27 protein-coding genes and 3 pseudogenes are annotated in these 22878 nt (G+C 52.9%); 19 read left to right on the top strand and 11 right to left on the bottom strand.

Going from position 1 to position 22878, the window contains the following annotated elements:
- Positions 1 to 38: 38 nt before the first annotated feature.
- On the bottom strand, positions 39 to 1085 hold the full coding sequence (locus H4Q31_RS12090) for an MFS transporter (protein WP_185179325.1): 1047 nt from the start codon (positions 1083 to 1085) through the stop codon (positions 39 to 41).
- Between the two features lie 326 nt (positions 1086 to 1411).
- Here H4Q31_RS12090 and H4Q31_RS12085 point away from each other — a divergent pair, with 326 nt between their 5' ends.
- From H4Q31_RS12085 to H4Q31_RS12060, 6 genes and pseudogenes are all read left to right on the top strand, one after another.
- Entirely contained in the window at positions 1412 to 1735 is a 324-nt protein-coding gene (locus H4Q31_RS12085; protein WP_185179324.1) for an SCP2 sterol-binding domain-containing protein, read from the top strand.
- Positions 1736 to 1846: 111 nt separating this feature from the next.
- Positions 1847 to 2638 (top strand): delta-lactam-biosynthetic de-N-acetylase, encoded by a 792-nt coding sequence (gene pdaA / locus H4Q31_RS12080; protein ID WP_185179323.1) that lies wholly within the window; start codon positions 1847 to 1849, stop codon positions 2636 to 2638.
- Positions 2639 to 2926: 288 nt separating this feature from the next.
- Positions 2927 to 5110, top strand: a complete 2184-nt coding sequence (gene katG, locus H4Q31_RS12075; protein WP_185179322.1) for a catalase/peroxidase HPI — start codon at positions 2927 to 2929, stop codon at positions 5108 to 5110.
- A gap of 151 nt (positions 5111 to 5261) precedes the next feature.
- Entirely contained in the window at positions 5262 to 5726 is a 465-nt protein-coding gene (locus H4Q31_RS12070) for a MarR family winged helix-turn-helix transcriptional regulator (RefSeq protein WP_311771727.1), read from the top strand.
- Positions 5717 to 6146, top strand: a pseudogene (locus tag H4Q31_RS12065) (methyltransferase domain-containing protein); the annotation flags it as partial. The gene H4Q31_RS12070 and the pseudogene H4Q31_RS12065, both read left to right, overlap by 10 nt.
- A 178-nt stretch (positions 6147 to 6324) precedes the next feature.
- Positions 6325 to 6525 (top strand): hypothetical protein, encoded by a 201-nt coding sequence (locus H4Q31_RS12060; RefSeq protein ID WP_185179320.1) that lies wholly within the window; start codon positions 6325 to 6327, stop codon positions 6523 to 6525.
- A 119-nt stretch (positions 6526 to 6644) separates the two neighbouring features.
- Here the strand turns inward: H4Q31_RS12060 and H4Q31_RS12055 are convergent.
- Positions 6645 to 6805 (bottom strand): annotated as a pseudogene (locus tag H4Q31_RS12055) (GntR family transcriptional regulator); the annotation flags it as partial.
- A 192-nt stretch (positions 6806 to 6997) separates the two neighbouring features.
- On the opposite strand from H4Q31_RS12055, the gene H4Q31_RS12050 reads away from it, so the two are divergent.
- From H4Q31_RS12050 to cyoD, 5 genes are read left to right on the top strand one after another with little or no spacing between them, the layout of a single operon-like run.
- On the top strand, positions 6998 to 7246 hold the full coding sequence (locus H4Q31_RS12050) for a hypothetical protein (protein ID WP_185179319.1): 249 nt from the start codon (positions 6998 to 7000) through the stop codon (positions 7244 to 7246).
- Between the two features lie 3 nt (positions 7247 to 7249).
- Positions 7250 to 8290: a ubiquinol oxidase subunit II gene (cyoA, locus tag H4Q31_RS12045; RefSeq protein ID WP_185179318.1), complete on the top strand. Its 1041-nt coding sequence runs from the start codon at positions 7250 to 7252 to the stop codon at positions 8288 to 8290.
- A gap of 10 nt (positions 8291 to 8300) precedes the next feature.
- A complete protein-coding gene (locus tag H4Q31_RS12040; RefSeq protein WP_185179317.1) occupies positions 8301 to 10271 on the top strand; it encodes a cbb3-type cytochrome c oxidase subunit I in 1971 nt (656 codons plus the stop codon).
- The gene (cyoC, locus tag H4Q31_RS12035; RefSeq protein WP_185179316.1) at positions 10271 to 10882 is read left to right on the top strand and encodes a cytochrome o ubiquinol oxidase subunit III; all 612 of its coding nucleotides are present in this window, start codon (positions 10271 to 10273) and stop codon (positions 10880 to 10882) included. The genes H4Q31_RS12040 and cyoC overlap by 1 nt, the downstream gene beginning before the upstream one ends.
- Before the next feature lies 1 nt (position 10883).
- Entirely contained in the window at positions 10884 to 11213 is a 330-nt protein-coding gene (cyoD, locus tag H4Q31_RS12030) for a cytochrome o ubiquinol oxidase subunit IV (RefSeq protein WP_185179315.1), read from the top strand.
- Positions 11214 to 11304: 91 nt separating this feature from the next.
- On the opposite strand, the gene H4Q31_RS12025 is transcribed toward cyoD, so the two are convergent.
- Positions 11305 to 12591 carry an MFS transporter gene (locus H4Q31_RS12025; RefSeq protein ID WP_185179314.1) on the bottom strand — a complete coding sequence of 429 codons (1287 nt, stop codon included), beginning with the start codon at positions 12589 to 12591 and terminating at the stop codon, positions 11305 to 11307.
- A gap of 2 nt (positions 12592 to 12593) precedes the next feature.
- On the bottom strand, positions 12594 to 13079 hold the full coding sequence (locus H4Q31_RS12020; RefSeq protein WP_185179313.1) for an ArsR/SmtB family transcription factor: 486 nt from the start codon (positions 13077 to 13079) through the stop codon (positions 12594 to 12596).
- 213 nt (positions 13080 to 13292) lie between these two features.
- On the opposite strand from H4Q31_RS12020, the gene H4Q31_RS12015 reads away from it, so the two are divergent.
- Genes H4Q31_RS12015 through H4Q31_RS12005 form a run of 3 tightly spaced genes read left to right on the top strand, consistent with a single transcriptional unit; the run spans position 13293 to position 14662 of the window.
- Positions 13293 to 13622, top strand: a complete 330-nt coding sequence (locus H4Q31_RS12015; protein ID WP_185179312.1) for an ArsR/SmtB family transcription factor — start codon at positions 13293 to 13295, stop codon at positions 13620 to 13622.
- On the top strand, positions 13619 to 14038 hold the full coding sequence (locus tag H4Q31_RS12010; RefSeq protein WP_185179311.1) for an SRPBCC family protein: 420 nt from the start codon (positions 13619 to 13621) through the stop codon (positions 14036 to 14038). Before H4Q31_RS12015 ends, H4Q31_RS12010 begins: the two co-directional genes overlap by 4 nt.
- Positions 14039 to 14065: 27 nt before the next feature.
- On the top strand, positions 14066 to 14662 hold the full coding sequence (locus tag H4Q31_RS12005) for a YdeI/OmpD-associated family protein (protein WP_185179310.1): 597 nt from the start codon (positions 14066 to 14068) through the stop codon (positions 14660 to 14662).
- A gap of 360 nt (positions 14663 to 15022) precedes the next feature.
- On the opposite strand, the gene H4Q31_RS12000 is transcribed toward H4Q31_RS12005, so the two are convergent.
- Together H4Q31_RS12000 and H4Q31_RS11995 are read right to left on the bottom strand one after the other, a co-directional pair.
- Entirely contained in the window at positions 15023 to 15229 is a 207-nt protein-coding gene (locus tag H4Q31_RS12000; RefSeq protein WP_185179309.1) for a cold-shock protein, read from the bottom strand.
- 66 nt (positions 15230 to 15295) lie between these two features.
- Complete coding sequence (locus H4Q31_RS11995; RefSeq protein WP_162357776.1) at positions 15296 to 15496, bottom strand: cold-shock protein; 201 nt, start codon at positions 15494 to 15496, stop codon at positions 15296 to 15298.
- A gap of 222 nt (positions 15497 to 15718) precedes the next feature.
- Here H4Q31_RS11995 and H4Q31_RS11990 point away from each other — a divergent pair, with 222 nt between their 5' ends.
- The 4 genes from H4Q31_RS11990 (at position 15719) to H4Q31_RS11980 (ending at position 18967) form a co-directional block, all read left to right on the top strand.
- Positions 15719 to 16162 (top strand): cell wall hydrolase, encoded by a 444-nt coding sequence (locus H4Q31_RS11990; protein WP_185179308.1) that lies wholly within the window; start codon positions 15719 to 15721, stop codon positions 16160 to 16162.
- 52 nt (positions 16163 to 16214) lie between these two features.
- A complete protein-coding gene (locus H4Q31_RS21645) occupies positions 16215 to 16343 on the top strand; it encodes a hypothetical protein (RefSeq protein WP_260440151.1) in 129 nt (42 codons plus the stop codon).
- A gap of 306 nt (positions 16344 to 16649) precedes the next feature.
- The gene (locus H4Q31_RS11985) at positions 16650 to 18098 is read left to right on the top strand and encodes an RICIN domain-containing protein (RefSeq protein ID WP_245347479.1); all 1449 of its coding nucleotides are present in this window, start codon (positions 16650 to 16652) and stop codon (positions 18096 to 18098) included.
- Positions 18099 to 18415: 317 nt separating this feature from the next.
- Positions 18416 to 18967 carry an NAD(P)-dependent oxidoreductase gene (locus tag H4Q31_RS11980; RefSeq protein ID WP_185179307.1) on the top strand — a complete coding sequence of 184 codons (552 nt, stop codon included), beginning with the start codon at positions 18416 to 18418 and terminating at the stop codon, positions 18965 to 18967.
- Positions 18968 to 19155: 188 nt separating this feature from the next.
- On the opposite strand, the gene H4Q31_RS11975 is transcribed toward H4Q31_RS11980, so the two are convergent.
- The 4 genes from H4Q31_RS11975 to H4Q31_RS21365 are packed head-to-tail and all read right to left on the bottom strand — an operon-like array spanning position 19156 to position 21193.
- Positions 19156 to 19308 (bottom strand): hypothetical protein, encoded by a 153-nt coding sequence (locus H4Q31_RS11975; RefSeq protein WP_185179306.1) that lies wholly within the window; start codon positions 19306 to 19308, stop codon positions 19156 to 19158.
- Between the two features lie 12 nt (positions 19309 to 19320).
- Complete coding sequence (gene istB, locus H4Q31_RS11970; protein ID WP_185179305.1) at positions 19321 to 20073, bottom strand: IS21-like element helper ATPase IstB; 753 nt, start codon at positions 20071 to 20073, stop codon at positions 19321 to 19323.
- The gene (locus H4Q31_RS21370; RefSeq protein ID WP_209703640.1) at positions 20070 to 20684 is read right to left on the bottom strand and encodes a hypothetical protein; all 615 of its coding nucleotides are present in this window, start codon (positions 20682 to 20684) and stop codon (positions 20070 to 20072) included. Before H4Q31_RS21370 ends, istB begins: the two co-directional genes overlap by 4 nt.
- Positions 20594 to 21193 carry a hypothetical protein gene (locus tag H4Q31_RS21365; RefSeq protein ID WP_209703638.1) on the bottom strand — a complete coding sequence of 200 codons (600 nt, stop codon included), beginning with the start codon at positions 21191 to 21193 and terminating at the stop codon, positions 20594 to 20596. The genes H4Q31_RS21370 and H4Q31_RS21365 overlap by 91 nt, the downstream gene beginning before the upstream one ends.
- A gap of 328 nt (positions 21194 to 21521) precedes the next feature.
- Here H4Q31_RS21365 and H4Q31_RS11960 point away from each other — a divergent pair.
- Positions 21522 to 21647, top strand: a pseudogene (locus tag H4Q31_RS11960) (DNA-binding response regulator); the annotation flags it as partial.
- A 335-nt stretch (positions 21648 to 21982) separates the two neighbouring features.
- Here the strand turns inward: H4Q31_RS11960 and H4Q31_RS11955 are convergent.
- A complete protein-coding gene (locus H4Q31_RS11955) occupies positions 21983 to 22582 on the bottom strand; it encodes a hypothetical protein (RefSeq protein ID WP_185179304.1) in 600 nt (199 codons plus the stop codon).
- Between the last annotated feature and the right edge of the window lie 296 nt (positions 22583 to 22878).

Raw genomic sequence — 22878 nt, 5'->3', positions numbered from 1 at the left:
CTATACACAAAGATTCAGGTCATTAATCATTAAAGTTGTTAAGCATTTGCATTAGCGGATCGAATTGCTGCGCTCGCTGCCTGAAGCTTCGTCTGGCGGCTGCGCAGCTGCTGTCCCCTGTGGAAGAACGGGAAGGCGGCGAACGCGAGCAGCATCAGGATGCCGAAGATCAGCATGCCTTGGTCAAAGCCGAGCTCCTTCAGCAGGTAGCCTCCGAACCAGGCGCAGACGCTCTGGCCAATATAGGCGAAGCCGCTGGCGCCGTAGTAGGTGCCGCGCAGATGCTCCGGCGCAATCTCGCCAATCAGTACATCTCCGATGACGAAGCACAGAATCTCCCCGCTAGTGAATACTGCCATCGCAAGCACCAGCAGGACGACATGGTCGAAAGCGCCGAGTCCGAACAGTCCCAGCCCGAACAGCAAGCAGCCGAGCTTCAGCGCCGTCATGGCGGGGAAGCGCTTCATGAACCGGCTTAACGGATATTGCAGCGCCAAGACGACGCCGAAGTAGACAAGCAGCACGGCATAGACTCCATAGATTGAAGCGCTGAGCAGAAATGGCGCGGCAGAGGTCGTTCCGCCCGCTCCGAGCTTCAGTCCGATCAGCGGTCCGATCGCGCCGCCTAGATTGATCGCGAAGTATCGGGCGTTAAACGCATCGGTGCGCTTCTCCGCCGGCGTGACATCCGCCAGCAGCGCTCTAGCCGCCGGCTCGAAGATACTGCGGCACAGCCCGTTCATCGCGCTGAGCGCGAAGAACAGCCAAGTCGCTTCGGCGAAGGCGAACCCGACGAAGACGAATCCCCAGACGGCCATAGACGCGATCATGACCGGATAGCGTCCCAGCCGATCGGACAAAGCCCCTCCGACGAAGCTGCTCCACGTGCCAATGAACAAGCTGATGCCCAGAATGGCCCCGACCGTGGCCGGATCGATACCCTTGACTTTCCCCAAGTATATTCCGAGGAACGGAATGGTCATGAAGAACCCGGTGCGAGCCAGCAAAGTCCCCACAATGACTCCCCATGCCACCGGATGGAAGCCGTTAAACGTCTGCGCTAATCGATTCGCCTTTTTAATCATGATGCCGCTCTCCCTTCCTATCTTCTGGTTCTGATTATAGCTGCCCTATAGATGGGTAAAAGTGTATACTAATTTGGAATATGTTCCCCTTTTACCATGGCTCGGAGGTATGACAGCACGCCCGTCATGAGCAAGTGGACCAAAACACAGTGGCTGTTGGACGATCCCGGGTTGGAGCGCTTGATCCTAGAAGTGAGTTAGATCGCTGCGTGTGCGTGTGAACGTTGCTTTTTTCTCAATAAATATATGATAAACTAGTAATAATTCCAAAATATGATGGTGATGTGCATTTTCCTATTACCTATAACGGCTGAGGAGGATGTGGCATGAGTGTGCTTGAAGAATTGCGCCGAATGGCGGAGCGCATGAACGAGAATCCGGAGGCGATCCAATCGTTCGACAACGTATTCCAATTCAATCTTAACGACGGCGGCACCTATCAAGCGGCCATTCGAGACGGTGCCGTGTCGATCTCGGAAGGCGCTCCGGAGCCGTCCGACTGTACGCTTACCCTGACATCTGCTTCTTTGAAGAAGCTGCTGCGAGACGACTTAAACGCTATGATGGCGTTCATGACGGGAGCGCTCAAAGTGGAAGGGAAGCTGGGACTGGCAATGAAGCTTCAGCAAGCCATTAAGCAGTATGTTTGAGTGCGAATAGCAGGACAAGGAGTTTGTGCTAAGAATTGATTTCCAACCTGTGCATAGCCAGCCTGATTTCGACTAAGGTTAACCTGTAAGTCTTAATCAGGGGTGATGACGATGAGAAGGAATGCAGCGGTCGTATTGGCGGTGGCGATATTCGCTTGTATGTTATGGACGGTGATGCCGTCAACGGCGAACGGCAGCGGCGGACCTTATCATTTCGGCTTTAAGAAGAGCAAGGGTGGACAGCTCCCCTCCATAGCAGAGGAAGGCTTCATGCCGATCTTGCGGAAGCATGGAGCCATCTTCTTGGGCAACACGGAGAAGAAGGAGCTGTATTTGACGTTCGACAACGGCTACGAGAATGGCTACACCGGGCAGATTCTCGATGTTCTAAAGGAGAAGAAGGTGCCAGCCATCTTCTTCGTTACAGGGCATTACGTCAAGGATCAGCCTGATCTGCTGGTGCGTATGGCGGCGGAGGGCCATCTGATCGGCAACCATTCATGGAGCCATCCCGATCTGACGCAGGAGCCTCCTGCGCGAGTTAAGGAGGAGCTGGAGAAGGTAAGCCGTGAAGTGGCGCGAATTACGGGTCAGGGTGCGATGCAGTTCGTCCGGCCGCCGCGCGGCATCTTCAGCGACCGGCTGCTCGGCGTATGCCGGGGGCTCGGCTACACCAACGTCTTCTGGTCTATTGCCTACCGGGATTGGGAGACGAATCGGCAGATGGGCTGGAACTATGCGTACACGAGCGTGGTCGATCAGCTTCATCCGGGAGCGGTCATTCTGCTTCATGCCGTCTCGCGGGACAACGCCGAGGCATTGGGGAGAATCATCGACGAGGCTAGAGCCCGCGGCTATGAGTTCAAACGCATCGATTCGTTGCAAGTGAAGGGATACCGATAAGACAACCATTACGGAAGAGACGAGAAGCGATTCGCTTCTCGTCTCTTCGTGTGGTGCGCCGCATTCAGAGGGAGGACTGCCTAAGGCCGCAGAATAACCCGGTCGCGCAGTGATCTACTTCCCATACTAAGTCTATTTGATGTTCAACATTCCGATACAATCTTCAGAATCGGATGGTGATAAAATAAAAATGCAATCTTATGGTTGCTTTTTCCTGTAAATTGCTTTAATAAATAAGTTAGAGGAAATCTTTTTTTATCATTATTACAATCTAAAGGAGATGTGCTCATGGACCCGAAGGTAACGACTAGTACCGGAAAGTGCCCAGTATTCCATGGAAGCGCTACCAGCCCCAAAGTCAGCGGTACGACGAACCAAGACTGGTGGCCGAATCTGCTGAACTTGAACATTCTCCATCAACATGACCGCAAATCCAATCCGATGGGAGAAGAATTTGATTATGCAGAGGAATTTAAGAAGTTAGACTACGCTGCTCTCAAACAGGATCTTCGCGATCTGATGACGAACAGCCAAGAATGGTGGCCAGCGGACTATGGCCATTATGGTCCGGCCTTCATCCGCATGGCTTGGCATTCCGCGGGAACCTACCGTACGGGCGACGGACGCGGCGGCGGCGGAACTGGCTCGCAGCGCTTCGCTCCGCTGAACAGCTGGCCTGACAATGTCCTTATTGATAAATATCGTCGTCTGCTGTGGCCGATTAAGAAGAAGTACGGCAATAAGATCTCCTGGGCCGATCTGTTGATTCTGACAGGGAATGTCGCTATTGAATCTATGGGGGGCAAAACGGTTGGCTTCGGCGGAGGACGCGCCGATATCTGGCATCCGGAAGAAGACGTCTATTGGGGCAGCGAGAAGGAATGGCTAGGCGATAATCGTTACACGGGCGATCGCGAGCTGGAGAATCCGCTTGCAGCCGTACAGATGGGTCTTATCTATGTCAATCCGGAAGGCCCTAACGGCAATCCGGATCCGCTTGCGAGCGCTCGCGACATCCGCGAGACTTTCGCGCGCATGGGCATGAACGATGAAGAGACGGTTGCGCTTGTGGCTGGCGGCCACACGTTCGGCAAGGCGCACGGCGCGGGAGATCCTGCTAAAGTGGGGCCGAACCCGGAAGCTGCTCCTATCGAAGCGCAAGGCTTAGGGTGGTTTAGCACGCATGGCTCAGGCAAAGGGCGCGACGCGATCGGCAGCGGTATCGAAGGAGCCTGGACCCCGAACCCTACACAGTGGGATAACGGTTACTTCGAGATGCTGTTCGGATATGAATGGGAGCTAACCAAGAGCCCGGCAGGCGCGCATCAATGGAAGGCTGTTAATCCGGCCGAACAACATCTTGCGCCGGATGCGGAAGATTCGTCCGTTCGCGTTCCGACCATGATGACCACCGCGGATTTGGCCATGCGTTATGATCCGGTATACGAGAAGATTGCTCGCCGATTCTACGAGAATCCGGAGGAATTCGCGGATGCATTCGCTCGCGCTTGGTTCAAGCTGACGCACCGCGATATGGGGCCTCGCGCAAGATATCTCGGTCCGGAAGTTCCTCAAGAAGAATATATCTGGCAAGATCCGATTCCGGCGGTTAATTATAAATTGACGGACACGGAAGTAGAAGAGATCAAGGCCAAGATTCTGGATTCGGGGCTTACGGTCAGCGAGCTGGTAACGACGGCTTGGGCTTCGGCCAGCACCTTCCGCGGCTCGGATATGCGCGGCGGCGCGAATGGTGCCCGCATCCGCCTCGCTCCGCAGAAGGATTGGGAAGTGAACCAACCGGAGCAATTGGCGAAGGTGCTTAAGATTCTGGAAGGCATTCAATTCGATCTGGACAAGAAGGTTAGCTTGGCCGATCTGATCGTGCTGGGCGGCAGCGCCGCTGTCGAGAAGGCTGCGCGCGATGCAGGCTTTGACGTCACAGTTCCATTCGCTCCAGGTCGCGGCGATGCGACGCAAGAGCAAACGGATCCGGACAGCTTCGCCGTGCTGGAGCCTGTCGCCGACGGGTTCCGCAACTATCAAAAGCAGGAGTATAGCGTTACCTCGGAAGAACTTCTGGTAGACAAGGCGCAGCTGCTCGGCCTCACAGCGCCGGAGATGACGGTTCTGATCGGCGGCATGCGCGTTCTCGGCACGAACTTCGGCGGCACGAAGCATGGCGTCTTCACGGATCGTGTAGGCACGCTGACGAGTGATTTCTTCGTGAACCTGCTCGACATGGGCGTCGTGTGGGAGCCGACAGAAGCTGGCGTCTATAATGGACGCGATCGGAAGACCGGCGAAGTCGTGCGCACCGCAACGCGAGTGGATCTTGTGTTCGGATCGAACTCGATTCTCCGCGCCGTAGCGGAAGTATATGCGCAGGATGATAACCAAGAGAAGTTCGTACGCGACTTCATCGCTGCTTGGGTCAAGGTCATGAATGCCGACCGCTTCGATCTTCGATAATGGCTAATGAATGACGCATAATCATGTAGAAGATGCTCTGTCCTTCGCGGACAGAGCATTTTGACCATAAGCTGTGCAACGCGCAATCCTATTATTTTGCGAATGAAATAGTTGTGATTTGGGATTAATCATGGTATAACCGCACTAGGTGATGAGAATGAGAACTTTAACGGCAAAAGCAAACGTTAGAGAGCTGCTTCAACTGTTGGTCCGACGATTCGGCCTTCTTCAGAAGGACGGTGCGCAGTGCTGCGGGATATCCGTCATCCAGAGCCATGTGCTATATGAGCTTGGACGCAGGGCGAACATGTCGCTGAATGACCTGTCTGCGGTTCTATCCGTTGATAACAGCACCCTAAGCCGTCAGGTCCAGCAACTGGTCGAAGGAGATTATGTCAGCCGCTCTCCTGATCCTAAAGACCGCCGCTATGTCGTTCTGAATTTGACGCCAGCGGGAGAGGAACAGTCTCAAGTGATAGCGGCAGCGATGGAGGATTACATTGAAGAGTTATTCCAGCATATTCCAGTTGACAAACGCGATCAAGTTCTAGAGAGCCTTCGTATTCTCACCGCAGCGATGAACCAAAGCTCCGATTGCTGCACTCCTCCAATGTAATCGGAGGGGTCTCGATCATTGCGTCGCTTAAGCTTGGCGAGATCGAGTATCTGCCTATACCAGATAGCGCTATCGATGTCATTCTATCCAATTGCGTCATCAATTTGTCACCGGACAAACAACAGGTGTTCCATGAAGCGTACCGGGTATTGAAGTGGCGGCCGGTTAGCCGTCTCCGACGTTGTGATGACGGCGGAGATGCCTGCAGAAGTCAGTCAAGACCGTGATTCGTTGGCAGCATGCGTATCTGGGGCTTCCACCGTTGAAGAGGTTCGCGAGATGATCCAGAGAAGCGGATTTGTCGATATTGTCGTCGAACCCAAAGACGAGTCCCGCGAATTCATTAAAGATTGGGTGCCTGGGGCTCGAATGGACGACTATATCCGTTCGGCGGTTATCATGGCGAGGAATGCCGGATAACCGTTCGGCAGGAGGGCTTACTGGTGCGATTCGTGAATGAACGGTTCTTAATGGCACTAGCCTGAGGGCCGTTCTTTGCTGTTTAATAAAGAGGATGGGACAGTTCGAGCCAAAATGGATGGTTACGAAGCATAGAAATATTGCTATATTGCGTATGAACGAGGGGGAGGGACACCTGATGGATTATTTAATCGGACTAGTGATCATCGTCATGCTTGCCGGCGCAATTGCCACGATCGCGATCGGGCAGTCGAAGGAGAATCAGACGGAGAATACAGGCTATGGCAGCGGCACAACGAGGAAATGGGGCCGCCTTCTTGTCATTTATGTCTTGTGCATCATCGTTATTCTCGTCATATTCCTAGCGTTCCTGCGTTAATAGATTCATAAAATTTGGGCCCCTGAGCGATTGGCTCAGGGGCCGTGGCTTGATAGATCTCGTTATCCCGTTAAATGCCGCAGCGCTTCAGCGAATTCACCATTCCTGATCGACTCATCAAGCAGCTTCGTACTGCGATTGACGCCCAGCTGTTCCGCCAGCTTCCTCTCGGATGGAAGCTGGCTGCCCGGAGGGAATTCCCCGTAGGCATCCTCTGCTCGATATGATCTGCGATTTGTTCGTAGAGCGGTCTCTTGCTCTGCCGGTCGAGCGTCCACATGCCATCCATTCCTCCATTAGTCCATCTTCGCACCTCATGCTATCCCAATCATCATAGCACAGATCGTAAGCGGCATCTCAGGCGGTATCTCATACGGGAATGCATAGTTTTCATCCTGAGGCAAAGCCTAGAAGAGGATCGGATTGGGGATAATGCTCAAGATCATGATGCAACGAAGGAAGTGAAGATTGCATGGCAGAGGACTTGGCGAAAGGTCCGGAGCGGGAAGGCAGATCCTTATTCTTGGTGATGCAGATCGCCGCGTGGGCTGGATTTCTCGTGGGAGTGGCGCTTTGCTTAGTGCGCCTCAGTCATTTTAGCGATAACAATACCTCCTTGATGGCAGGTATCGGATTTCTAGTTGGCAGCGTGTTCGTCTACATCATCGGTACGGCGATGAATCTGGTGCACAAGCGCAAATCCGAATCAGGGAGAGAGTGACCTATGACATTCGTGTCGGTAATCCGGCGGATCGCCGCATGCTTGGCGCTATCGGGTCTTGCCCTTGGGTCTTCCGGCTGCCAATCGATGATCGTCTTCGATCCGAAGGGGCCGGTAGGCGCGCAAGAGCGGGACCTGATCTACTTTACGATCGGCCTGTGTCTCATTGTGATCGTACCGGTGCTGCTGCTCACGGTATGGATTCTATGGCGATATCGCGAGAAGAGAAGCGGCAGCGTCCCTTACCAGCCTGAATGGTCCCACAACACGAAGCTTGAGGTCATCTGGTGGGGAGTCCCCATCGTGATCATTCTGATCTTGGCGATCGTGACGGGGAGATACACCCACGCCCTGGACCCCGCCAAGCCGCTTAAATCCGATGTCAAGCCAGTCACCATCCAAGTCACGTCGCTGAATTGGAAGTGGCTGTTCCAATATCCGGAGCAAGGCATTGCGACCGTCAACTATGTGGTCATTCCGGAGAAGACCCCCATCCGGTTCGAGCTGACTTCCGACGGACCGATGAACGGCTTCTGGGTCCCACAGCTTGGCGGCATGATCTATACAATGTCCGGAATGGCGACGACATTGTACCTGCAGGCCGACGAGCCGGGCTCCTACTTGGGGACCGGGGGCAACTTCACCGGACGCGAGTTCGCGAAGATGGCCTTCCCGGCAGAAGCGGTTAAGAAAGCCGACTTCGACCAATGGGTGTCGGAAGCGAAGTCCAGCGGCAACGTGCTTACGGAGGATAACTATCAACTGCTGGCTCAGCCCGGGGTTGCGGATAAGCTGACGTTCGCGTCCATTCCCCAAGGGTTATTCCACAAGATCGTACACGAGTATTCCATGAGCCGCGGAGCTCCGGCGGGCATTGATCAGAAGGCGATCACGCTAAGCGGCGAGCTTGCGAAGGAGCATACCGAAGGGGGACAGCTCGCTCCGGACTCGGAGCCTAGCGTCCATGCCGGCCAGGCAGGCCGCTCCGGCCGTCACGGTCATCTGATCGACGGCTCAGGCACGACCCAAGACCAACGAAAGTAGGGAAGTATCCGTGCTGGATAACCTCAAAGACTTCGCTTCTTGGTTCTTCGTCACAGGCGATCCATTGATCTACGGGGCGGACGTCTCCATCGTGATGACGGTAATCGCCATCCTATTCGTCTTGACGTTCTTCAAGAAGTGGGGCTGGCTGTGGCGCGAGTGGTTAACGACCGTCGATCACAAGCGGGTCGGCATCATGTACATTATCTCCGCCCTGCTCATGCTGTTCCGCGGCGGCTTTGATGCTTTGATGCTTCGGACACAGCTTGCTTATCCCGATATGAAGTTCCTCTCGCCCGAGCATTACAATCAAGTGTTCACGACGCACGGCACCATCATGATTCTGTTCATGGCGATGCCGCTTATGTTCGGCTTGTTCAATATCGCCGTTCCGCTCCAATTGGGAGCTCGCGACGTTGCGTTCCCGTTCCTGAATGCGCTGAGCTTCTGGCTGTTCTTCTTCGGCGCGATGCTGTTCAACATGTCCTTCGTCATCGGAGGATCGGCCGACGCAGGCTGGCTGTCGTACCCGCCGCTCTCGGAGATGACAGGAAGTCCCGGCGTAGGGGAGGACTTCTACATATGGGGCGTGCAGATCTCCGGCATTGGTTCGCTCATGACCGGGATCAACTTCATCGCCACGATCGTCAAGATGCGCGCCCCCGGCATGACTTGGTCCAAGATGCCGATGTTCACCTGGTCGGTGCTGGCAAGCTGCATCGCGATCATCATCGCGTTCCCCGTCTTGACGGTGACGCTGGCGCTGCTGTTCGTGGACCGGTATCTGGGCGCGCACTTCTTCACGATGGACGGCGGCGGTAATTCGATGATGTACGTCAACCTGATCTGGATGTGGGGGCACCCCGAAGTGTATATCGTCGTTCTGCCCGCCTTCGGCATCTATTCGGAGGTCGTCGCGACCTTCTCGAAGAAGCGGTTGTTCGGCTATGCGTCGATGGTATTCGCGATGATGGCCATCAGCGTGGTGTCGTATTACACGTGGCTGCACCACTTTTTCACCATGGGCTCCGGGGCTGACGTCAATACGTTCTTCGCGATCTCGACGATGATCATTGCCATCCCGACAGGTGTGAAAATCTTCAATTGGCTCTTTACGATGTACCGTGGCCGAATATCCTTCCCGACACCGATGATGTGGACGATCGCGTTCATTCCTTGCTTCGTCCTCGGCGGGATGACGGGGGTAATGCTGTCGGTCGCGCCGGCGGACTTCCAGTTCCACAACAATTACTTCCTGATCGCGCACTTCCACCAGGTGTTGATCGGGGGCGTCGCGTTCGGGTACTTCGCGGGACTGTTCTACTGGTGGCCCAAGATGTTCGGGTTTAAGCTCAATGAGACGATCGGCAAGTGGGCGTTCTGGATCTGGAACATCGGCTTCTATGTCTGCTTCATGCCGCAATACGTCGTCGGATTGGACGGCATGACCCGCCGGATCAGCACGTACGGATGGGATACCGGATGGTGGGGGCTGAACTTCACATCGACGATCGGCGGCTTCCTCATGGGGCTAGGCTTCTTGTTCACGGTATGGCAGATCGCCCATAGCATTCGATTCATGGAGAAGGATACGACCGGAGACCCGTGGGGCGGCCGTACGCTGGAATGGTCGATTCCGTCGCCGGCTCCGATCTACAACTTCGCGATCACGCCTGTTGTGACGGAGCGCGACGAATGGTGGGAAGAGAAGCAGCGCAATGCCGCGGGCAAAGCCTCGAAGAAGCAGCAGCCGCTGAGTCCCATCCATATGCCGAAGAACTCCGCGCTACCGTTCATCCAAGCGGTCTGCTGGTTCACGGCCGGATTCGGCCTCGTGTTCCATTGGCTATGGCTCGCGATCCCGGGCTTGCTGGGCGTCGCGGCGACTTTGCTCGCACATTCGTTCAATTACGATACCGACTATTACATACCCGTGGATGAGATCCAACGCACGGAAGCTGAGGCGAGGAGGACGGTCTGATGACGCATTCCGCCAACCACACGAATGAACTTGTCCATGAGGACGGGCATCACGATCTGGAGGAGCTTCGCAAGTTCGGCTTCTGGCTCTTCCTGATCACGGACTGCATCCTGTTCTCCGTCTTGTTCGCGACCTTCGTCGTCTTGAGAGAAGGCACAGCCGGCGGACCGGGGCCGAAGGATATCATCGAGATGCCCGGCGTTATCGCCGAGACCTTCATCCTGCTGACAAGCAGCTTCACGAGCGGGTTAGCCGTGCTGTCCCTGAACAAGGGGAGCCGACAAGGATTGATTGGCTGGCTGGCCGTGACGATTCTGCTCGGCGCTTGCTTCATCGGACTTGAGATGTCCGAATTATTGGCGCTTATCTCGGAAGGACACACGATCCGCACCAGCGCCTTCTTGTCCGGCTTCTTCACGCTTGTAGCCACGCATGGCTTGCACGTGTCGGTCGGCTTCTTCTGGATTCTCGCGATCATCCTGCAGCTGAGCCGTCACGGCATAACTCCGGTAACGACGCGCAAGGTGCAGATCACGAGCTTGTATTGGCATTTTCTAGACGCGGTGTGGATCTTCGTGTTCTCCGTCGTATATCTGATGGGGGTGATGTGAGATGGCTACGCAAGGCAGGCACGCTCATGAGGCGAATGAAGGCGGGCATGGGTCGTTACCAGAATATGCGATCGGCTTCGCGCTATCCATCATCTTAACGCTCATTCCGCTGCTGGTCGTCTTGAACGGATGGATGACGGGAATGCCGGCTCTGCTCGTCATCCTCATCACGGCGGTGCTGCAATTCGCCGTCCAGCTGCTGTTCTTCATGCACTTGCGCGAAGAGAAAGGGCCCCGCTACAATTTAATGGCGTTAATCCTTGGCATCGTCGTTGTCGTGACCGTGGTCGCCGGCTCAATCTGGATCATGGTCCACAACAAGATGTATTAAGAGGCGAATCGCCTAGTGAAGATAGCGATCCCCTAAGCAGAAGAGGGTATTCTGTTGGCCGGTGCGCCTCTAGAATACCCTCTTGGCTTCCTTATTGATATCGGCGGATAGACGGCATGCATAAGACGGCAGCCACGATGCCCATTCCGACGAGTCCGAACAGTTGAATCGTCAGTAACCCTCCAATTCGGTCTGCAAGCGCGCCGACGGCCATATAACCAACGGGAAGCAGCGCGAAGGAGCCGAGCATATCCAGGCTTGCTACCCTTCCGAAGGCCTCAGTCGGCACGAGCTCTTGAAGGCTGGTCTCCCATATCATCGCGAACAGGATGATGCCGAAGCCTTCAAGAACCATGATCAGGATTAGGCCGGGTGTCCAAGTGATTACTGATAGCAGAACGAGAGCAAGACCGCTGAGGAACGCTCCGCCGTAGGCGATCAGGCCGCGTCGCTTCCAGTTCTGCCTCGAACCGTACACGATCGCCCCGAGGATCGCACCAGCACCGGTACCGGCCATCGCAAGCCCATAGACAAAGGGACTGTAGCCATGATGGATCTTGAACAGCCATGGGACGAGTACGGCAATAACCCCGGTATAACAAATGTTAATGAAGCAGAAGGCCAATATGGTGATCCAGAGCCAGGGTATTCTCCGCAGAACCGCGAAGCCTTCGATGAAGTCCGCCAGAAATCCGGATTGCTCTTGAACATTGGCACGCTGAATAGAAGACAATCGGCCCAATGCGATCGATAGCATCCAGAAGCAGGCGAAGGAGATCAGATAGGTCACGGAGTCGACGCCGAAGCCGACGCCGGCCGAAGTGAAGGATACGATGATTCCGCCAAGCGGAGGGCCTAGAAGCCGAACAGCCTGAACGCAGATCTGGGACAAGGCGTTGCCGGCATTGCGAATATCCGGAGTGAGCACCTGGGCCCGAAGAGCCGAATAGGCAGGATTAAAGATGCCGTCCATCAATCCGTATAAGGCAAGTCCCGCGAATAGAAGCGGAAGATTCATATTCCCTGTCAGTGTTGTCACGCATGCTGCCGACATTAGGACAAATCGGGTTCCATTCGTAATGAGGAGGAGACGTATCCGGCTAACCCGATCGACCAGCCAACCGGAGAACGGAAGGACGAGCACATTCGGCAGCATATAGATGGTCATCGCAAGTCCCATAACGGTAGTAGAACCCGTTATGGAATAGATGAGAAGCGGCAGTATGACCGTCGTGACGGTACTGCCTAGTATCGCAACCCACTGTCCGAGCCACAGGAGGGTGAATTCTCTCGACTGCCTGAGCGGCTTTAGGAAGTTGCTCAATCCCGGAGATGTATGTAGAGCTTCATCGGTAACGGCTGCTGTCTGCGTGTCCATGCTCAGGCTCCTCCAATTCGTCCGACGCGGATGTTAACGGCATATTCGTCTCCGTCTCCGGTGCGCTGCTCCCACTTCTCGAGCAGACGAATCACATCCTGCGTGAAGGCTTGAACGTCATCCGGCGACAAGCTAAGCCTGCTAAGCCAGTCCATGACGGTGTCCGCTTCCCGGTGGCTGTCCTCCTTCGGGCCGGGGTAGTGGAACCGTGTGCCTCTGGCTCTGTAATATTTCTCGACGATGCCCCCGTTCATCCGCGTGTCGACCATCTCAAGCAGACCGCCGTCGTACAGCTTCTGAATATGGTAATGAATATTGCCGGGAGTCTTGTGGAGCTGATCCGCTACTTGCTTGGCTGTCTTCGGCTCATCTCCAAGCGCATGCATGATCGTGATGCGAAGAGCGCTCTGAAGCAGACGCTGCTGATGATCGTCTATGACGAGTGGAGGCTTGCCATTGAAGGGGGCGCGGGGTGCTTCGTGCTTCATCCATATCAACACCTTATCTGCAAAATATAATGATCTGGATTACAGAATGATTTGATTACCAGTATAGCGGCTAATATGGATTCTGTCGATTGTCGATTGTCAGCTGCCTTCTATCCACAGGCGATTGACAAGACACCAAACGGTGTCTTATAATAAAAGCGACACCAAATGGTGGCTAGTTCGGGAGTTGACAGAACAATAGGAGAGGGTGTTGTGAGCGAGAACAATCCGTTGCGGGATGTATTTGACGCGATTGCAGACCCGACCAGACGCCGGCTCATTCAATTGTTATCGGAGGCCGATGAAGTACCGCTTCACGAATTGACGGCGCAGTTCCCGATGGGCCGAACCGCGGTATCCAAGCATCTAGCCATTCTGAGAGAGGCAGGATTGGTGACGGACCGCAAGGTCGGCCGAGAGACGCGATATCGGCTTCATGCCTCTCCGCTCCGAGAGATTGAAGACTGGGCGGCGTACTACCGCAAGTTCTGGCAGAAGAATCTGCTGCGTTTGAACCAACTATTAGAGGAGGAAGAAGAATGAGTTTAACGTTAACCTTGGATTATCAGTACAAGACGTCGATCGAGAAGCTGTGGTCCGCTTTGACCGATTCCAGCAAGCTGGCGAAGTGGGTGGCGAACATTCATACCGGGAAGCCGATGGAGAATGATTTTCAACCTATCGTCGGTCATCGGTTCCAATTCCGTACGGAGCCTAATGAATATTGGAACGGCATCATTGAAGGCGAAGTGTTGATCGTGGAGGAGCCTCATCGGTTGTCCTATACGTGGTCAAGCGGGGAGACGCACACGGTTACCTGGACGCTGCAGGACCTGGGAGACGGCAAGGTCAACCTTCATCTCGAGCAATCCGGACTCTCGAGCGAGCAAGCGCTCAACGGCGCTAAGTATGGCTGGGGCAAATGGTGCGGCGAATTGGCCAAAGTGTTGGAACTATAATCGCTTGAAGCATAGAGGTGAATCGATATGACAAGAGGGATCAGGAATCCGAAGATTGATCCGTTCTTCCGCAAGGCGGACAAATGGAAGGAAGAATTCGCGAAGCTGCGGGAGATCGTTCTGGACTGCGAGCTGGTCGAGGACTTCAAGTGGATGCATCCTTGTTACACGTACGAGGGGAAGAACGTCGTCTTAATCCATGGATTTAAGGAATATTGCGCGCTTCTGTTCCACAAGGGCGCGTTGTTAAAGGATCCTCACGGCATCCTCATTCAGCAGACGGAGAATGTGCAAGCAGCCCGCCAGATTCGATTCGCCAACGCCGAAGAGATCGATGAGATGCAGCTGATCATCAAGTCTTATATCGACGAAGCGATTGAAGTCGAGAAAGCCGGCCTGCAAGTCGAGATGAAGAAGCATTCCGATTACGCCATTCCTGAAGAATTGGATAATAAATTCGCCGAGATCCCGGAGTTGAGGTCAGCCTTTGAAGCCTTAACGCCGGGAAGGCAGCGTGCGTATATCTTCTATATATCGCAAGCCAAGCAATCCAAGACTCGCGAGTCAAGAATCGAGAAGTATATCCCGCACATTCTGGCCGGCAAAGGGATGGACGATGAATAATGAATCATCGGATGAAGAAGAAGCTTGAGCCATCAAGCACTCAGAACATTATTATAGCCGCACTTACCGAATCGGCTCCGCCGAATCCGACTATAATTGTATCATCGCGAAGTGCACATGTTTGAGCGGATTGTCGTCGAACGAACGAATGTCGTAGACGGCAGCATCTGGTTCCGGGGAAGCGGGACCGATGAACAAGGAACGATTTTCGAAGCCAAATTAAGTTTATGTGCAACCGAGACGGACTAGAAGAGAGCTGCGCGAGGTCGCGCTTGGGAATAACGAACAAGGCATCCGCTTCTGAAGAAGAGAGGATGCCTTGTCTTTATGGCTAAACAGCTTAACTGTATAACGAAGTATTCAACTCCGTCTTTTGTTCGTATTGATAATGGTCGGAAGCATCTTCACGCTTCTCACCATTGGCGACTGGCAAATCGAGCACACAGGCACACTCTCAAATGAGAAATCATCACGGATCCATCCTTTGCAATCCTTAAGCGTGCAGCTCCAGATTACCGTCTCTTCATGTGGGAGATCTTCTACCGGTTTACCACGATAAGCCAACATGAATCCCCTCCTTTAATTTAAAAGCTGCCCTTAACACAGGGTTAGGGGCAGCTTCATTAACATGGATTACAGCTTGACTACATTCTCAGCTTGAGGCCCGCGATTGCCTTGAGTCACGTTAAACTGAACGCGCTGGCCTTCGTCGAGCGTCTTGAATCCATCGCCTTGAATTGCGGAGAAGTGTACGAATACGTCACTGCCGCCTTCAACTTCGATAAAACCAAAGCCTTTGTCCGCGTTAAACCATTTTACTGTTCCTGTCTGCATTTGTTAAATTATCCTCCTAATGAGAAACCGTTCATTATGTGAATTTAGGGTCTCTATTTCTGATCTAATTATGATACCACAACGCGACGCGATACACAAATCAACATTTTTGGTTGGTGATGACAAGAGTGCGGGAAGGAGGAATATGTTTGGCATAGGCCAGAGTCACACATCGGCTTCTCTCGCAATATGATGGGTCTAGAAATCCGAAGAGGTGAGCCGATGGCAGTCGTGAAAGCCAGGAAACAGGATATCGATATGTTGGCCAGGTTACTTCGAGCTGAAGCTGAAGCTGAAGGCGAGATGGGGATGCTCCTTGTTGGCAATGTCGGCATTAACCGAATAAGAGCGAATTGCTCCGACTTTAAAGGACTCCGGACCATTCCGCAGATGATTAACCAGCCGCATGCATTCGAAGCGCTGCAGCATGGCATGTTCTATCAGAGCGCGAGGGATCGGGAACGCCGGCTGGCGCAGCGGGCTGTGAATGGGGAGAGGAATTGGCCGGCCGAATTCTCCCTATGGTACTTCCGTCCAGGAACGTACGATAATCCTGGACCATGCCCGCAGAATTGGTACGATCAGCCGCTCGTAGGACGATGGAAGAAGCACTGTTTTTATCAACCGACCGTAGAAGAATGTGAGAATGTATTTAATACGTTTTAATCATTTCCGCGCCTAGCGCGGTATTTTATTTTGTAGGAGCAAGTTCTCGGCGATGGCGATGTCAAGAACAGGCTGTCTGCCGAATTGGAAGGATTGTCCAAATGGAGCGGAGAATACCTGCCATGACATCGCCGTGTTCCACGAGGGCCGGCTGATTCAGCGCGGCTCCCATGACGTTTAATCTGTCAAAGAATTTTATCTCATGAAGAGCCGCGTCTATCGCGGCTTGTTTGTCATTCAATGCTATACAGTATTGCCTATCGGTCAAGATGGTTCAGAAATGTCAGCATCTTTCAGTAATAAATCACAGAAATGTTCAGTAATCTGTTCATTGTGAACTTTAAGTTTTGACGACAATTCCTGTAAATTGGGACTCAAGAAAGGAGGCGTGAGATGGATCGGGCCCGCTTCTCAATAGAATATCGAGCCCTCAGAATGATGCACGCGCTTACTTGATTTCAAAATTCCATGAATCAGGAGGGACATTATGAATCGAATCGTTCTTCGGCCGCGTCGCAACGTATTCACGTTCCTGATGGCCGCGCTTCTGCTCTTCGGCTTCACCTGCTCCACTGTCTCTTATCCAAATTTAGCTCATGCGGCAAGCGTCAGCGTCACGAACGGCATCCAATTCACGGACACGGACGGCCACATCGTTCACGCACATGGCGGAGGCATGATCAAGGTCGGCAGCTACTACTACTGGTTAGGCGAGAATCGGGACGGTACGAATCTCGTCTCCCTCTATCGTTCGACGGATTTGAAGAACTGGCAATTCCGCGCGAACTTGCTGAGCAAGAGCATGGGCGGCGAACTCGCCACCGCCAATATCGAGCGTCCGAAGCTGCTGTACAACAGCTCAACGGGCAAATACGTCATGTGGATGCATAAGGAGAACGGCTCGGACTACACGGAAGGGCGCGTTGCCGTCGCTACCGCCTCGAATATTGAGGGACCGTATACGTATCTTGGCAGCTTCCGGCCGCTCGGATACGAGTCGCGGGACATGACGGTGTTCAACGACAACGGAACGGCCTATCTGTTCTCATCCACCAAGGGGAGCGGTACCAACTCCGACATGAACGTATTCCGTCTAACTCCGGACTTCCTCAATGCGGAGGAACTGGTGACTACCCTGTGGGAAGGCGCATACCGTGAGGCTCCGGCCGTCTTCAAGCGCGGCTCCACCTACTTCGCCATTACGTCCGCGGCGACGGGCTGGAGTCCGAACCAGGCGAAGTACGCGACGGCGTCCAGCATCGAAGGGACTTGGTCGGGACTGTCTAACCTCGGCGATTCCACGACTTACGGCTCGCAGTCCGCATTCGTCATTCCGGTCGTCGGCAGTTCGACGACGTCTTACTTGTACATGGGCGACCGTTGGGCCGGAGCGTGGGGGGACAGCGTGAACAATTCGCGTTACGTGTGGCTGCCGCTAACATTCCCAACGAATACATCGCTCTCAATGAACTATTATCCAAGTCTCGACATCGACACAGGGACGGGTACGGTGACCGGCAGCAGCAGCGTCCAATACCGCATCGTCAGCGTCGATAATGATCTGGCATTGGACGTCTACCAGCAATCTACGAGCAATAACGCCAACGTGGACGTGTGGAGTTACTGGGGCGGCAACAACCAGAAGTGGAGGATCGAGGCTGTGGGCAACTACTTCCGCATCGTGAACGTGAACAGCGGCAAGGCGCTGGATGCCGGAGGCACAGGTAATAACGCCAACGTACTGCAATATGATTACTGGGGCGGCGACAATCAACAATGGAGCATCGTCTACACCGGCAACGGCGATCAATACCGGATCGTGAATCGCGCCAGCGGCAGGGCATTGGATGTATCAGGCTCCGCGAACGGCGACAACGTTCAGATATACGACTGGTGGGGCGGCGACAATCAGAAGTGGCGGATCATTCAAGTGTAATCGTGCCAATTCATCGTCTCATCCGATGAACGGCAAGCCCTCTTCGCAACAGCAGCGAAGGGGGCTTGTTTTCCGTTAATAACACAGTATAAAGAAGAAGCTTCCAGTGGATAAGCAAATATGTTACGCAATATCAGAGTCGAATAGAGCGAATAAAAATCTTTGTCGGGTGACAAGAACATAGGCCGAATGAAGTCCGCGTCTGGCGCGGGCTTTTTATTTTATCGGCTCAAGTTCTTGTCATTTGGCGATGTCAAGAACATGGGCCGATTACCGATTGCTGACAAGAACATAGACCGATTGCCGAATTGTGGACGTTGAAGAACTGGCAACGGTTAGAGGTTCACGCTACATATTTCGGATTTGCTTTAGATATTTTTGGGATGCGTGTTGTGGGATATCGCCACAGTGTAACCGAATTGCCTCCTGGTGTAGACACGTTATATTGCGCGGAGCGCGGAGATACAATAGATGATCTGCTGCGGGAAAGCGATGTGGTCGTGTTGTCTGTCCGATTGACCGACGATACGCATCATTTGATCGGGGAAAGAGAATTTCGTTTAATGAAGCCGACCGCCTTCTTGATCAATTTGGCGCGCGGTCCTATTGTCGACGAAAATGCTTTAATTTCAGCTCTATATGAGAAAAGGATCGGCGGCGCCGAATTGGACACCTTTGACCAAGAACCATTGTCGTCAGACTCCCGGCTTTGGGATGCGCCCAATTTGCTGATTACACCTCATAGTACGCCGAAGATGTCGGATGTGGTTGCTCGATCATTGGATATCATTTGCGAAAATATAAGACGGTATCAAGCAGGTAAACCGCTGCTGCACATGTTAACGCCAAAGGATGTGTATACCAGGTAGCGCCAATGGATGTTGAATATGAACTCGACGGATGGGGACAGGGTTACAGCACCGAGTGCAAAGGATTTTTTGCTTTAATTTCCTATCTAATGTACCGACCAGCATCCAAATGTATTTCGTCAAGTGAAATTACCCAAAAAAATCGTGCATTTTTACCCATCATTCTCATGGGTATTTTTCTTTCGGCGTCAGAAATCAGGTGTTGTGAGCTTGCGGTACAGTTCTAGATTTTCTTGTTCAAGTGCATAGCGTTCCTCTTGTAGCTTTCGGATTTCTTCTCGTAAACGCTCAATGGCAGCTTCCATTTCAGCCAAGTCCATGGCCTCAATTTGTCGGTTCATTGCAGTCGCCTCCTAACGCTCTTTCATCAGAGCATGTTTCATTCGGTAGCTCTCGCCTTCAAATACGAGCAGATGGCCGTAGTGCGCCAGCCGGTCAATCATGGCAGCGGCCATCTGGTCGTCGGTGAAGACGGAGCCCCATTTGGAAAACTCGAGATTAGTGGTAATAACGAGGCTGCGGCTCTCGTAACTGTCGGCAATGACACGAAACAGCAACTGCGAGCCTTCCTTGTCGACAGGTATGTATCCCCACTCGTCCAGAATGAGAAGCTGGGTCCGCTGGATCTCGGTCATGAGCCTCTCGAGTGTGCCGGCTCTTTTAGCTTCGGCCAGACGCATAACGAGCTCTGCCACGGTGTAGAACTTCACGGTCATGCCAAGCTCGCAAGCTCGAAGCCTCGTCGCAATCGCGAGGTGAGTCTTGCCGGTGCCGACCGGACCGTAAAGCACGAGATTGCGGCGGCCTTGAATGAAAGTGCCCTCCGTCAAATCGCTCCATTGCAGCGACAACGGCAGCTTCACGCCATGCCGGTCGTAGCCGTCTAGCGTTTTGTATACCGGAAACCCCGCACGGCTCATGAGCCGGCTCCGGCGGCTGCGTTCCCGGCTCTCCATCTCTTCGGCGAGCACGCGGTGCAGAAACTCCTCTTGCTTGGGCGTTGCTTCTGTCTCGCATAGCGTCACCGCGCGCTGGCTGAGCACGAGCTTCTTGCAGAATGCGGAGATTTCACTCCGGAGCGTCTCGCGTTCGCGGGTCAGGCTCATTGGACAACACCTCCCACAGACTCGAGCAACTTGTCGTAGATGTCGAGATTCACGCTGCTGCTCTCTTCAGGCTCGAATGTAGCCAGCCTGGCTGCCAGCACCACACTGTTCGCACTCGTCAGTCTTCCGAGTTCCGCCGCTTGCTCCATGGCCCCAATGGCCGTGTCGAAGTCGTAACGTCCGGACAAATCGTTCATCGTGCTTAGGGCTTCTTTCAGCCCAGCGCGGTCGAGCAGATCCATTTCATCACGCAGGCGGTCAGGAAGAGCTTTCCGAATGAGGCTGTTCCGCCAGGCTCCCGGACTCTGCAGCAGTCGGCTAAGCGTCGTTCGCACATCGACGTTGTCGGTACGCTGCTTGCCGAACATGCGAATGTGCGTGCTAATCGGGTCGCCACTAGGCGCCAGCGGCTCGACCGTGTGAGCACCGATCCGGACAACCAGTTCCCGGCCAGCCCACTCCGGGGAGGATGAGTAGAAGTGCTTGCCGTCAATCAGAAACTTACCGTAGCCGTCGGTCTTCACACGCGTGTAGCGGCAGGCGGCAAAGGACGATTTGGGCAGGTAAAGGAAATGCGGTGGAACAAGTCTTGGAGACCATGCGCAACGCATTCCGCCGTCTCTCCTCCGAAGAGCTGCACGTATCCGGCATTGCTATATGAGAAGCTGACGCAGAGGAACTTGTACATCCGTTTCTCGCCGCTGGCGTCGTAGAAGTCGGCTTCACCGAAGTCCACCTGTGCTTCGCCTGGCCGCCAGTCCAGCTCGAGCGTACCTTCCTGGTAGCGGTGCTCCCGAAGGCTTTTCACATAGCGCTGTACGAGCGGATATGAAGCGTCATAACCTGCACATTCTGCAGTTAGCCGCTTATGAATACGCATCGCGGTATGGCGCTGCTTATACCGGTTCTTTCGATCTTCTTCCAGCCATTGCTGGATCAGCGGCTTGAATGGATCCAGTTTTGAGGGCAACTCTGCGTTCGGAGCTTTGGGCTTCTCTTGGAATCCATCTTCCGCCATGTATTTACTAACCGTCTTTCGTGTGATATTCAGGCGTTCGGCGATCGCTACTGGCCCCAGCCCTTTCGCCTGTAAATCTTTTATCGTCTCGACTTGACTCATCTTCAGCATCTCCCGTCTCCGCCCTTCGCGTCGTCACTACGAAGGGTATCGGAATCTTTCAAATCATACGTTTTACCCTAGCGATCATGATGGGTAATTTTGCACGATTTTTTTGGGTAATGCACGATGATCATTCGGGGTAATTTCATATTATCTTAGACAAAAAGCGACAATGTCCGTCGCGAGGGCGGCTGAGGATGCGCGATGACGTCCGCAGCCGCCCTCGCATGTCTCCGGCTGCGCTCCGGATCATTGCCTAAACGCCGAAATCGCCGTATGATGGAGACAAAATACGGGCCTGAAGCCAGGATAGATACGGAGCGTGGCGATGCAGGGCAACACCATTCTGATTGTTGAAGACGAACCGATACTTAGAGAGATTTTGAAAGATTACTTCCATAACGAAGGGTATGAGGTGCAGGAGGCCGGGGATTTGTGCGTGGCGCTGGGTATTGGATGAGCCTGTGAAAATGGTGGAAAAGGGCGCGATAGAGATATATCTAAATATCAAATGGGAGAGTTTAGAATTGAAACTAAAGAGAAAAATAATAGGTCTTACGAGTATTCTGTCAGTTACATTAATAATCTGAGGGCTCAAGCTCGCATTCGATATTATATTGAAGTATCATTTCGTGACCCAGTACAATGATAGACCTGGGGTTATTGACGTTTACGTGGGAATCAAGACATCTGGCGTCGATACCCTGCGCGCAGATCGGAAAAAGAAGTAGCCCGAGGGCTTAGGCTCTCGGGTTTCCGTTGTCTTCTTGCTTATGACTCTGTTAGCGGTCATAACGTAAGGATTGTATTGAGCTTATCATTTACAAGTTCCGTTTTGTTTTTACTAACTAACTGGCTAATTGGAATTATCACAAAGTTCTCGCCTTTGTGAGGCAAATGATACGGAATATCATCGAATACCGTTTGAAGGGATATGTTTTTGCTAAGTGGACGATTAAGTTTAACCTCTGTAATAATTTCATTTGAAATATTGTTTAGCTGGCTGAAAATACCGCAATGAGGATACCAGAACCAACTGATAAATATGCTCCACGCTTGATTCAATGTTCTTGTTCCGCTCTCATCATGCCTAAATAACACACTGGTATTATTCAAGATGCTTTGATAATTTGATTCTATAATATTGTACTGCATGCTGTTATTTTCCTTAATACTTTCATACAACTCGATATACTTTTCCCACACAGTTGAAAGTCGAGATACAAATACATCTGTTACCAGCAGTCCTTGAGCGAATTTTGCATCTAAGCTAACAGTTTTTAATTCATCTATGGGTTCATACTTATAGAATCGATTAATGAACAGTAAAAAGTTGAATGATACCGGGCAATGGTTTACTAAATAAAAATCGTTCATTAAACCATCCATAAATAACTATCTCCACAAATAACTAACGGAACATCCGCCACCTGCCACAACCCATTTTCTACCATCGATGTCTTGTGCAATACCTGTAAGTGTTGCAATATATGTTACGTTTTTGTCTAGGGAAAAATAAACTTCGCCGCCGCAAGAAGACCCGAGTGCGCCAGAGCAACTCACTATTTCCGAATCTATCACTTGTAAAGTTGAAGCGTTTTGTACTGTAATACTTCCAGTGAAATCATAAAGAATTGTGAAACTCGGATCGACACTCCATGTATAGCCTCCCTCAATAAATTAAT

Origin of the sequence: Cohnella lubricantis (assembly GCF_014212015.1) — a bacterium.
GTDB lineage: Bacteria > Bacillota > Bacilli > Paenibacillales > Paenibacillaceae > Cohnella > Cohnella lubricantis.
Note: the sequence above shows the minus strand (reverse complement) of the source record. Positions and strands in the feature narration are given on the sequence as shown.

Excerpts from the sequence above, each read along its gene's own strand:
- H4Q31_RS12090 (WP_185179325.1), bottom strand. The coding sequence starts at position 1,085 with ATGATTAAAAAGGCGAATCGATTAGCGCAGACGTTTAACGGCTTCCAT.
- H4Q31_RS12085 (WP_185179324.1), top strand. The coding sequence starts at position 1,412 with ATGAGTGTGCTTGAAGAATTGCGCCGAATGGCGGAGCGCATGAACGAG.
- pdaA (WP_185179323.1), top strand. The coding sequence starts at position 1,847 with ATGAGAAGGAATGCAGCGGTCGTATTGGCGGTGGCGATATTCGCTTGT.
- katG (WP_185179322.1), top strand. The coding sequence starts at position 2,927 with ATGGACCCGAAGGTAACGACTAGTACCGGAAAGTGCCCAGTATTCCAT.
- H4Q31_RS12070 (WP_311771727.1), top strand. The coding sequence starts at position 5,262 with ATGAGAATGAGAACTTTAACGGCAAAAGCAAACGTTAGAGAGCTGCTT.
- H4Q31_RS12060 (WP_185179320.1), top strand. The coding sequence starts at position 6,325 with ATGGATTATTTAATCGGACTAGTGATCATCGTCATGCTTGCCGGCGCA.
- H4Q31_RS12050 (WP_185179319.1), top strand. The coding sequence starts at position 6,998 with ATGGCAGAGGACTTGGCGAAAGGTCCGGAGCGGGAAGGCAGATCCTTA.
- cyoA (WP_185179318.1), top strand. The coding sequence starts at position 7,250 with ATGACATTCGTGTCGGTAATCCGGCGGATCGCCGCATGCTTGGCGCTA.
- cyoC (WP_185179316.1), top strand. The coding sequence starts at position 10,271 with ATGACGCATTCCGCCAACCACACGAATGAACTTGTCCATGAGGACGGG.
- cyoD (WP_185179315.1), top strand. The coding sequence starts at position 10,884 with ATGGCTACGCAAGGCAGGCACGCTCATGAGGCGAATGAAGGCGGGCAT.
- H4Q31_RS12025 (WP_185179314.1), bottom strand. The coding sequence starts at position 12,591 with ATGGACACGCAGACAGCAGCCGTTACCGATGAAGCTCTACATACATCT.
- H4Q31_RS12020 (WP_185179313.1), bottom strand. The coding sequence starts at position 13,079 with ATGAAGCACGAAGCACCCCGCGCCCCCTTCAATGGCAAGCCTCCACTC.
- H4Q31_RS12010 (WP_185179311.1), top strand. The coding sequence starts at position 13,619 with ATGAGTTTAACGTTAACCTTGGATTATCAGTACAAGACGTCGATCGAG.
- H4Q31_RS12005 (WP_185179310.1), top strand. The coding sequence starts at position 14,066 with ATGACAAGAGGGATCAGGAATCCGAAGATTGATCCGTTCTTCCGCAAG.
- H4Q31_RS12000 (WP_185179309.1), bottom strand. The coding sequence starts at position 15,229 with ATGTTGGCTTATCGTGGTAAACCGGTAGAAGATCTCCCACATGAAGAG.
- H4Q31_RS11995 (WP_162357776.1), bottom strand. The coding sequence starts at position 15,496 with ATGCAGACAGGAACAGTAAAATGGTTTAACGCGGACAAAGGCTTTGGT.
- H4Q31_RS11990 (WP_185179308.1), top strand. The coding sequence starts at position 15,719 with ATGGCAGTCGTGAAAGCCAGGAAACAGGATATCGATATGTTGGCCAGG.
- H4Q31_RS21645 (WP_260440151.1), top strand. The coding sequence starts at position 16,215 with ATGGCGATGTCAAGAACAGGCTGTCTGCCGAATTGGAAGGATTGTCCA.
- H4Q31_RS11985 (WP_245347479.1), top strand. The coding sequence starts at position 16,650 with ATGAATCGAATCGTTCTTCGGCCGCGTCGCAACGTATTCACGTTCCTG.
- H4Q31_RS11975 (WP_185179306.1), bottom strand. The coding sequence starts at position 19,308 with ATGAACCGACAAATTGAGGCCATGGACTTGGCTGAAATGGAAGCTGCC.
- istB (WP_185179305.1), bottom strand. The coding sequence starts at position 20,073 with ATGAGCCTGACCCGCGAACGCGAGACGCTCCGGAGTGAAATCTCCGCA.
- H4Q31_RS21370 (WP_209703640.1), bottom strand. The coding sequence starts at position 20,684 with ATGCGTTGCGCATGGTCTCCAAGACTTGTTCCACCGCATTTCCTTTAC.
- H4Q31_RS21365 (WP_209703638.1), bottom strand. The coding sequence starts at position 21,193 with ATGAGTCAAGTCGAGACGATAAAAGATTTACAGGCGAAAGGGCTGGGG.
- H4Q31_RS11955 (WP_185179304.1), bottom strand. The coding sequence starts at position 22,582 with ATGGATGGTTTAATGAACGATTTTTATTTAGTAAACCATTGCCCGGTA.